Source organism: Actinosynnema sp. NPDC002837, assembly GCF_040295345.1.
GTDB lineage: Bacteria > Actinomycetota > Actinomycetes > Mycobacteriales > Pseudonocardiaceae > Actinosynnema.
On sequence record NZ_JBEOVG010000030.1, the window covers coordinates 79,511 to 88,936 of the forward strand.

Annotated in this window: 8 protein-coding genes; 7 read left to right on the plus strand and 1 reads right to left on the minus strand. The window is 74.1% G+C overall.

Annotation, left to right across the window (positions count from 1 at the left end):
- The first annotated feature begins 83 nt into the window (after positions 1-83).
- Positions 84-3,359 (plus strand): glycosyltransferase, encoded by a 3,276-nt coding sequence (locus ABTZ99_RS21560; RefSeq protein WP_499613300.1) that lies wholly within the window; start codon positions 84-86, stop codon positions 3,357-3,359.
- Between the two features lie 90 nt (positions 3,360-3,449).
- Here ABTZ99_RS21560 and ABTZ99_RS21565 read toward each other — a convergent pair whose 3' ends face one another.
- Positions 3,450-3,893, minus strand: coding sequence for a metallopeptidase family protein (locus ABTZ99_RS21565; protein WP_230570507.1), 444 nt, complete (start codon positions 3,891-3,893; stop codon positions 3,450-3,452).
- A gap of 150 nt (positions 3,894-4,043) precedes the next feature.
- On the opposite strand from ABTZ99_RS21565, the gene ABTZ99_RS21570 reads away from it, so the two are divergent.
- From ABTZ99_RS21570 to ABTZ99_RS21595, 6 genes are all read left to right on the plus strand, one after another.
- A complete protein-coding gene (locus ABTZ99_RS21570) occupies positions 4,044-4,403 on the plus strand; it encodes a DUF3499 domain-containing protein (protein ID WP_073885657.1) in 360 nt (119 codons plus the stop codon).
- An 88-nt stretch (positions 4,404-4,491) separates the two neighbouring features.
- Positions 4,492-5,844, plus strand: coding sequence for a phosphomannomutase/phosphoglucomutase (locus ABTZ99_RS21575; protein ID WP_498785425.1), 1,353 nt, complete (start codon positions 4,492-4,494; stop codon positions 5,842-5,844).
- A gap of 5 nt (positions 5,845-5,849) precedes the next feature.
- Positions 5,850-6,047, plus strand: coding sequence for a Trm112 family protein (locus tag ABTZ99_RS21580; protein WP_053723294.1), 198 nt, complete (start codon positions 5,850-5,852; stop codon positions 6,045-6,047).
- Between the two features lie 6 nt (positions 6,048-6,053).
- Positions 6,054-7,130, plus strand: a complete 1,077-nt coding sequence (locus ABTZ99_RS21585) for an SIS domain-containing protein (protein WP_498785423.1) — start codon at positions 6,054-6,056, stop codon at positions 7,128-7,130.
- Between the two features lie 10 nt (positions 7,131-7,140).
- The gene (gene manA, locus ABTZ99_RS21590; protein WP_498785461.1) at positions 7,141-8,352 is read left to right on the plus strand and encodes a mannose-6-phosphate isomerase, class I; all 1,212 of its coding nucleotides are present in this window, start codon (positions 7,141-7,143) and stop codon (positions 8,350-8,352) included.
- Between the two features lie 42 nt (positions 8,353-8,394).
- Positions 8,395-9,318 carry a cation diffusion facilitator family transporter gene (locus tag ABTZ99_RS21595; protein WP_498785421.1) on the plus strand — a complete coding sequence of 308 codons (924 nt, stop codon included), beginning with the start codon at positions 8,395-8,397 and terminating at the stop codon, positions 9,316-9,318.
- The last annotated feature ends 108 nt before the right edge of the window (positions 9,319-9,426 follow it).

Here is a 9,426-nt window from a genome sequence, read left to right on the forward strand (position 1 = left end):
AGCGCACGGGTGATCGCTCGCGCGTTCGCTCTGGCTTACCGTGGTCGTCCCACGGCGTAGTCGGAGCAACCTAGGAGCGGCACTTGACGAGCGGGGCCACTCCGCGGCTGCGCACCGCGCCCGTGCTGGCGGTGCTGGTGTGCCACGACGGCGACCGGTGGCTGGGCACGGCGCTGTCGTCGCTGCGCCGCCAGCAGCCGCGTCCGCGGCACGTGATCGCGGTCGACACGGGTTCCGCGGACGGCACCGCGAAGCTGCTGGCCGAAGCCGCCGCCGGTCCCGATCGGGTGATCGACGGCGTGCTCACGCTGCCCCGCGGCACCGGGTTCGGCGCGGCCGTGCAGGCCGCCGTCGAGCACGCCGTGCAGCGGTGGGGCGATCCGGGCGCGTGGCTGTGGTTGCTGCACGACGACTGCGCGCCGGAACCGGACTGCCTGTCCGCGCTGCTGACCGCGGCCGAGGTGTCGCCGTCGGCGGCCGTGCTCGGCCCGCTGAGCCTGGACTGGACCGACCCGCGGCTGGTGGTGGAGGCGGGGCTGTCGACCGACGCGTCCGGCCACCGGCAGACCGGCATGGGCCGGGTCGAGCTGGCCGGCTCGTTCCAGCAGAGCACCGAGGCGTTGGCGGTGCCGTCGGCCGGGTCGCTGATCCGCCGCACGGCGTGGGAGTCGCTCGGCGGCTACGACCGCGCGATGCCGTTGCTGCGCGACGACATCGACTTCGGCTGGCGCGCCAACCTCGCCGGGCACCTCGTGCTGTCCGTCCCGGTGGCGCGGATGCGGCACGCGCGTGCGGCGGGACGTGGCGCGCGGCGGTTGGACGCGGCGGCGGCCCGGCCCGGACCGGCGTCGCGCGGCGTGGACCGGGCGCACGGGCTGCGCACGTTCCTGGTCAACTGCGGCACGGTCTCGTTCGTCCTGGGGCTGCCGCGGATCGCCGTGCTCGCGGTCCTGCGCGCCCTCGGCTTCTTGGTGCTGCGCCGCTTTTCCGACGCGCGCGCGGAGCTGGGCGCGCTGCGGTACCTGCTGAGCGGACGGGCGGGGCTGCTGGCCGGCCGTGCCGAACGGCCGGCGCACGGGGTCGTGCGCGGGCTGTTCACCAGCCGGATCACCCGCTCTCGCAACGCGATCCGCGCCGCGTCGGCCGCGCTGGTCCGGCGGCGCGTCGAGGCGGACCTGGCGCTGGGCCGGTTGCCCGAGGACGACTCGCGGCCGGGCGCGTGGTCGCTCCCGTCCGAAGTGGAGCGTCCGGTGGTCGGCCCGGCGGCGCTGCCGGCCGGCGTGCTGTCGCGGCGGCGTCCCGTGCGGGCGACCGGCGGGTTGCGCCGGCCCGTGGTGACGGTGCCGGTGGAGGCGTCCGCGCCGTCCGGGCGGCGGCCCTCGCCCCGTCCGCGCCCGTCGCCGTCGCCGCGCGGTCCGGGCTCGCCGGGTGTCGTGTTCGTGGAGGTCGACCGGGCGCGGGTGCTGTGGTCGTTGGTGCTCGGACCGCCGTTGTTGCTGGTCCTGGGGCTGGCGGTGTTCGGCGTCCTGGCGAACGCGGCGCGGATCGGGCTCGACCTGAGCGGCGGTCGGCTGCTGCCGGTCGGCGACCTGGAGAGCACCTGGTCGTCGTACGCGGCGGCGTGGCACCCGGTGGCGGGTGGGACCACCGCGCCCGCGCCGGCCGCGCTGGCCGTGCTGGGGACGGTCGGCGTGCTGGTCGGTTCGCCCGCGTCCCTGGTGGCGTTGCTGTTCATCGGTGACGCGCCGCTGGCCGGGCTGCTGGCGTACGTGGCGTCACGGCGGATGCCGGTGCGGCGGCCCGTGCGCGCGCTGGTGGCGGCGGCGTACGCGCTGCTGCCGGCGGCGACGGCGGCGGTGAGCCAGGGGCGGCTGGACGTCGTCGTGGTGCACGTGCTCGCGCCGGTGGTGTTCGCCGGTGTGGCGTCCGTGCTGCGGGGCGGGGCGGGCGCGTCGTGGCTGCCGGTGGCGTCGGGGACGGCGCTGGCGTTGGCGGCGGTGGGCGCGTTCTCGCCGTTCGTGCACGCGCTGGTGGCGTTGGCGGCGCTGGTGGGGTTCGTGGTGGTGCCCGGGCGGCACGGTGACGGTCGGCGGCGGGTGGCGTCGCTGTTCATGGTCGTGCTGCTGCCGATGGCGTTGCTGCTGCCGTGGCCTGCGGTGGTGCTGCAGCACCCGACCGTCGTGCTGCACGGGGTCGGCGCGTTCGTCGAGTCGCCCGCCGTGGGGCTGCTGGACCTGCTGTCGCTGCGGCCGGGCGGTACGGGCGCGTTGCCGTTCGTCGGGTTGGTGGTGGTCGGGTTCGCGCTGGTGGCGGCGGTGCTGCGGCCGTCGCGGTCGATGCTGGCGGGGTTCGCGGTGGTGGTGCTGGGCGGGTTCGCGGTGATCGTGCTGCGGACCGTGCCGGTGGCGCCGCTGCCCGGCGGTGACGCGTCCCACGGGTGGACCGGCGGGCCGTTGGTGCTGGTCGGGTGGGGGTTGCTGTGGGTGGTGCTGTCGGCGTTCCGGCGGGACGTCGGCACGGTGCCGGTGCGGCGGGTCGTGTCGGTGATCGGGGTGCTGTCGGTGGTGGGGCTGGCGTGCGCGGGGTTCGTCGGGTTGCGGTCGGGCGCGTTGACGGCGGACGACGCGCGGTTGCCGTCGACGTTGGCGCAGGAGCTGCCGCGGACCGGGCGGTCGGTGCTGGTGCTGGGGACGCCGACGCGGCTGGTGGCCGGGCGGCTGCCCGCGTTCGGCGACGACGACCTCGTGCCCGTGCCGACGGCCGTGGCGCGGCTGGAGCGGTGGTCGCGCGACCTGACCGGCGGGTCGCCGGAGGCGGCGCGGGTGGCGTTGGCGCAGGCGGCGGCCGCGGGCGTGGCGTTCGTGGTCGCGCCGGACCTGGGCACGGCGCAGCGGGTGCGTGACGCGGTCGGCGAGCTGGTGGCCGTGACGCCGGCGATGTCGGACGGGCGGCCGGTGCTGCGGGTGCAGCTGGCGGCGGGCAACGCCGTGCTGCTGTCGCCGGAGCTGGCGCGGCGGGCCCGGACGGGTGGCAACCCGCCGGTGGAGCTGGGCGCGCCCGGCATCGCCCCGGTCGAGGCCGCGCCGCCGGAGGTGGGCGTTCAGGTGTCCGAGGGGCCGGAGGGGCGGCTGCTGGTGCTGGCGGCGGAGGAGGAGCCGGGCTGGCGGGCGTGGGTGGATGGCCGTGAGGTGACGGTCGTGCGGGCGTGGGGCCACCTGGTCGGCGTGACGGTGCCCACCACGGGCTCGGAGGTCCGCGTGGAGGTGTCCTCGACCCTGCGCGAGCTCCTGCTGATGCTCCAGGCCGCCGCCGCGCTCTTCACCGCCCTGACCGCCATCCCCTCCCGCCGCCGCCCCTGAACGCCGACCTCGGGGTACCCGGGCGTTCGACACCCGGGCCCTGAACGCAGGACACTCCCAGGTACCCCGGGTCGAACGTCCGGGAGGCGGTCAGTCGCCGTCGATGACGTCCGGGTCCAGGCCCAGGTAGTTGGCCACCTGCTCGACCAGCACGTCGTGCACCAGGTCGGACAGGTCGGCGCCGTCCTTGGCCCGCGCCTCCAGCGGCCGCCGGTAGAGCACGATCCGGGCCCGGCGGTCGGCCCCGGCCGGCACGAGGCGGGCCAGCGGCACGTTGCCGTCCTCGACCACGTCGCCGTTGTCGTCCGACTGGATGTCCGGCACGTCGTCCACCGCGACGTCCAGCTGCGTGAGCTCCGTCCGCCACCGCGCCTCGATCGGCTCCAACGCCTCCAGCACCAGCGCGTCGAACCGCTCCGCCCGGCTGCGGGCCGCCGGCAACGTGGCCGGGTAGAGGGGACCGCGCAGCCCCCGACCGTGCCGGTCGCGGTTGCGTCGCCGCGGAGTGCCCTGCCGCCGTGAACCCCGAGCCATCACCACGAGGTAGAGGGTAGTTGTCCACCCGTGGACCCCGTACAGCCGGACCTCCGCGACCAGGCAACTTGCCGCGCCGCGGCACCACCGCCAACGCCGCGCCGGAGGTAATCCAACACACGTCGCGCGGGACGCGATATCGTCCCCGCCGTGCGGAGCGTGAGACGGTGCTCGCGAACCGGGTGCGCGAACCCGGCAGTCGCCACGCTCACGTACGCCTATGCGGACTCCACGGCGGTGGTAGGACCCCTGGCGACGTACTCCGAACCGCACTCCTACGACCTCTGCGAAGAACACGCCCTGCGCCTCACCGCGCCGCGCGGCTGGGAGGTCGTCCGGCACCAGGGCGAGTTCCGCGCCCCCGAACCCACCGTGGACGACCTGACCGCGTTGGCCGAGGCCGTCCGGGAAGCGGGCCGGGCCACACCGCAGGTCGAGCTGCCGGAACTGCCCGCCGGCACGATCCGGCGCGGTCACCTGCGCGTTCTGCCCGATCCGAACGAAGACTGAACGAAGACTCATCGACCGGACACGACGCTCACGCGCGCGCCGGTAGGCTTCCCAAGGCAGTGTCAAGAGCCAACTTGGGAGTGTGGCCGTGCGCGATCTGTCCGGCATCGTCAAGGCTTACGACATCCGCGGTGTCGTCGGCGAACAGCTCGACGCCGACGTCGTACGCGACTTCGGCGCGGCGTTCGCCCGCCTGGTCGGTGGCCCGACCGTGGTGATCGGGCACGACATGCGCGACTCCTCGCCCGGCCTGGCCGCGGCGTTCGCCGAGGGTGTCACCGCGCAGGGCGTCGACGTGGTCAACATCGGTCTGGCCAGCACCGACATGCTGTACTTCGCCTCCGGCAAGCTCGACCTGCCCGGCGCCATGTTCACCGCGAGCCACAACCCGGCCAAGTACAACGGCATCAAGCTGTGCCGCGCGGGCGCCGCGCCGGTCGGCCAGGACAGCGGCCTCGGCCAGATCCGCCAGGACGCCGAGCAGGGCGTGCCCGACGCCGAGGGCGTCGCGAAGGGCGCCGTCACCGAGCAGGACATGCTCGCCGACTACGCCGCCTACCTGCGGGAACTGGTCGACCTGAGCGGCAGCCGGCCGTTGAAGGTCGTGGTGGACGCGGGCAACGGCATGGGCGGCCACACGGTGCCGAAGGTGTTCGAGGGCCTGCCGATCGAGATCGTGCCGATGTACTTCGAGCTCGACGGCGACTTCCCCAACCACGAGGCCAACCCGCTGGACCCGAAGAACATCGTGGACCTGCAGAAGCGGGTCCGGGAAGAGGGCGCCGACGCGGGGGTCGCGTTCGACGGTGACGCGGACCGCTGCTTCGTGGTCGACGAGCGCGGCGAGCCGGTGTCGCCGTCCGCCATCACCGCCCTGGTCGCGGTGCGCGAGCTGGCCAAGGACCCGGGCGGCACGATCATCCACAACCTGATCACCTCGCACGGCGTGCCGGAGATCGTCCGCGAGCACGGCGGCGTGCCGGTGCGCACCCGCGTCGGCCACTCGTTCATCAAGGAGGAGATGGCCAAGACCGGCGCCATCTTCGGCGGCGAGCACTCCGCGCACTACTACTTCCGCGACTTCTGGCGTGCCGACACGGGCATGCTGGCCGCGCTGCACGTGCTGGCCGCGCTCGGCGAGCAGGACGGCCCGCTGTCCGCTCTGACCAGCGACTACGCGCGGTACGCCGCGTCCGGCGAGATCAACTCCACGGTGGACGACCAGCAGGGCAGGCTGGCCGCGATCAAGGCCGAGTTCGGCGGTCGCGAGGGCGTCGAGCTCGACGAGCTGGACGGCCTCACGGTGAGCCTGCCGGACGGCTCGTGGTTCAACCTCCGTGCGTCCAACACCGAGCCGCTGCTCCGGCTCAACGTCGAAGCCGCCGACGCGGCCTCCGTCGCGGCGCTGCGCGACGAGGTCCTGGCGATCGTGAGGGGATGAGCGCCGTGGCCGTCCAACTGGACCCGCAGTTGCTGGAGATCCTGGCCTGCCCGTGCCCCGAGCACGCGCCGCTGAAGGCGGGCACCGCGTCCGACCCGCTCGCGGACTACCTGACCTGCACCTCGTGCGGCCGGTCGTTCCCGGTCCGGGACGGCATCCCGGTGCTGCTGCTGGACGAGGCTGTCGAGCCGACGGCCGGGTGAGCTCGGGTGCTTGACGACAGCCTCCTCGACGACCAGTCCCGGCTCACCGACGCCGACCGGGAAGGTCTGCTGCGCGCCGCCGCACGGGCGGGCGCGCAGGTCCGGGCCACCGCCGAGGCGGCCGACGAGCTCGGCGTCGAGCGGACGTTCCAGGAACGCCCGCGGGCGTTGGTGCTGGTCACGCGGCCGGGCGTCGGCCAGGCCATCGCCGGGGTGGTGGCCGCGCTGCTGGGCACGCGCTGCCCCGTGCCGGTCGTGGTCGCCGACGACGTGCCGACGTGGGTCGGCGCGCTGGACGTGGTCCTCGCGCACACCGAGGACCCCGGCGACGTGCGGATGGCCGAGTCGATCGACCGGGCGGCCCGGCGCGGCGCGCGGGTCCTGCTGACCGCCGAGCCGGACGGCCCGGTGGCCGCGTCCGCCGCGCAGCACGCGCTGCTGATCCCGCCGCGGGTGCCGGTGCCGCAGGGCTTCGGCTTCGCCCGGGGTTTCGCCGCGTGGGTGGTGGCGCTGAAGTCGTTGGGGCTGCTCGACGTGGACGTGCAGGCCATCGCGGACGAGCTGGACCGCGAGGCCGAGCGGTGCCACCCGATGCACGAGTCGTTCGTCAACCCGGCCAAGACGCTCGCGCTGCGGGTGGCCGACCGCACACCGCTGCTGTGGGGCTTGGACGACCTGGCCACGGCGGTGGCGGCGCACGGCGCGGGCGTGCTCGCGACCTACGCGGGCGTCGTGAGCGACGTGGCCGGCTATCCTCAGGCCCTGACCCGGTCGGTGCTGCACCGCCGGGCCGTGCGCGGCACGTCCGGCGCGGACCTGTTCGCCGACCCGGACGACGAGCACGACGGCTTGGTCCGCGTGCTGCTGGTGGCCGTGCGCCGGGGAGGGCAGGCCGATTTCGCCCGGCGGGTCGCGATGGAGACCTTGTCCGGAGCCGACGTGCTCGAACCGGCCGAGGAGGTGAGCGGCGGCGAGGCCCTGTGCGCCGCGCTGCTCGCCCTGCGGTTCGAGCTGGCCGCGCTGTACCTGGGTCTGGCGGCGGGAACGCTGGGCGGACCCGGACTGTACGCGCCGGCCGTGTGAGGGGATGACTGTGGATCTGCTGCACAACGCGGTGCGCGCGTACGCGTGGGGATCACGCACCGCCATCGCCGAGATGCTCGGGAGGGAGGTGCCGACGCCGCACCCCGAGGCCGAGCTGTGGATGGGCGCCCATCCCGGGGACCCGTCACGGGTGGTGGGGCCGGACGGCGAGACGCGGTCGCTGCTCGACCTGCTCGCCGACGACCCGGACGGCCAGCTCGGCACCCGCCACGCCGACCGCTGGGGCAGCAGGCTGCCGTTCCTGCTCAAGGTGCTGGCCGCGGACGAGCCGCTGAGCCTGCAGGCGCACCCGTCGGCCGCGCAGGCGGCGAACGGCTTCGCGGCCGAGGACGCGGCGGGCGTGCCGATGGACTCGCCGATCCGCAACTACAAGGACCCGTCGGCCAAGCCCGAGCTGATCTGCGCGTTGACCGAGTTCCACGCGCTGGCGGGGTTCCGCGAGCCCTCGCGCACGGTTGCGCTGCTGCGGTCGTTGGACGCGCCGGACTTCGCGCCGTACGCCGAGCTGCTGGCCGCCCAGCCGGACGCCGACGGCCTGCGCGCCATGTTCACCACCCTCATCACGCTGCCGCAGACCGCGCTGGACATGCTCCTGCCGCAGGTGCTGGACGCGTGCGTGCTGCACGTGAAGGAGCACGGCGAGTTCGACCTGGAGTGCCGCACGATCCTGGAGCTGGGCGAGGCGTACCCCGGTGACGCGGGCGTGCTGGCCGCGCTGCTGCTCAACCGGCTCGTGCTGCGGCCCGGCGAGGCGATCTACCTGCCCGCCGGCAACCTGCACGCGTACCTGCACGGCACCGGCGTGGAGATCCTGGCGAACTCCGACAACGTGCTGCGCTGCGGTTTGACGCCCAAGCACGTGGACGTGCCCGAGCTGATGCGCGTGCTGGACTTCGGGTGCGGCGACATGCCCGTGCAGACCGGCGCGGAGACGGCGCCGGGGCTGTGGGCGTACCGGACGCCGTGCCCGGAGTTCGAGCTGTCGCGGATCGAGGTCGGGCCGTCGGTCGAGGTCCGGGTGGACCACAGCGGGCCGCAGATCCTGCTCTGCACGCGTGGCCGGGCGCGGTTGACCTGCGGCGACGAGACCGTGGAGCTGTCGCGCGGCCAGTCCGTGTGGCTGCCCGCGCGCGACCCGGCGGTGGTGGTCACGGCGGACGTCGACACCCAGCTTTTCCGGGCGACGCCCGGCGTTGAGTAGGGTCACACCGACAAATCGGACTTGGGCGCAAAGGGAGCAACCGTGTCAGCAGGGGGCGGGACCAAGGCGATCATCGCCGCACTGGTGGCCAATGCGGGGATCGCGGCGGCCAAGTTCGTGGGCTTCCTGATCACCGGGTCGTCATCGATGCTCGCCGAGTCGGTGCACTCGGTGGCCGACACGTCCAACCAGGGCCTGTTGCTGCTCGGGCAGAAGACCGCGCGGCGCAAGGCCACCCCGATCCACCCGTTCGGGTTCGGTCGGGACCGGTACTTCTACTCGTTCATCGTCGCGTTGATGCTGTTCAGCCTGGGCTCGGTGTTCGCCCTGTACGAGGGCATCCACAAGCTGGAGTCGCACGAGGAGCTGAGCAGCCCGATCGTCGCGGTGATCATCCTGGTCGTCGCGATCGGCCTGGAGACCTACAGCTTCCGCACCGCGATCGTGGAGTCCAGGGCGATCAAGGGCGACGCCACGTGGTGGCAGTTCATCCGGCAGTCGAAGGTGCCGGAGCTGCCGGTCGTGCTGCTGGAGGACGCGGGCGCGCTGTTCGGCCTGGTCCTGGCGCTGATGGGCGTCGGTCTGTCGACCTTGACCGGCGACCCGGTGTGGGACGCCATCGGCACGATCTGCATCGGTGTGCTGCTGGGCGTGATCGCGGTCATCCTGATCGTGGAGATGAAGTCGCTGCTGATCGGCGAGGGCGCGGCGCCGGCGGAGCTGGACCTGATCACGGACGAGCTGGCGTCGGGCCAGGTGCAGCGCGTCATCCACATCAAGACCCAGTACATCGGGCCGGACGAGCTGCTGGTGGCGGCGAAGATCGCGCTGAACCCGGGGCTGTCGATCACCGAGGTGGCCCAGGCCATCGACGCCGCGGAGCAGCGCGTCCGGGACAAGGTCCCGGCCGCCCGGCTGATCTACCTGGAGCCCGACCTGGACCGGTCCCTGAGCGCCAAGTCATAACCCTCGGCGGGCCTCCGCCCGCCGTTCGGGAGCTGTGCGTCGTGATGCGAAGGGGGGGGGCGCCGGCTGGCGGGCCGCCGCCCGATGACCCGCGCGCCGGGCGGGGTG

Coding starts and splice junctions, on each gene's coding strand:
- ABTZ99_RS21565 (WP_230570507.1), bottom strand. CDS start 3,893: ATGGCTCGGGGTTCACGGCGGCAGGGCACTCCGCGGCGACGCAACCGC.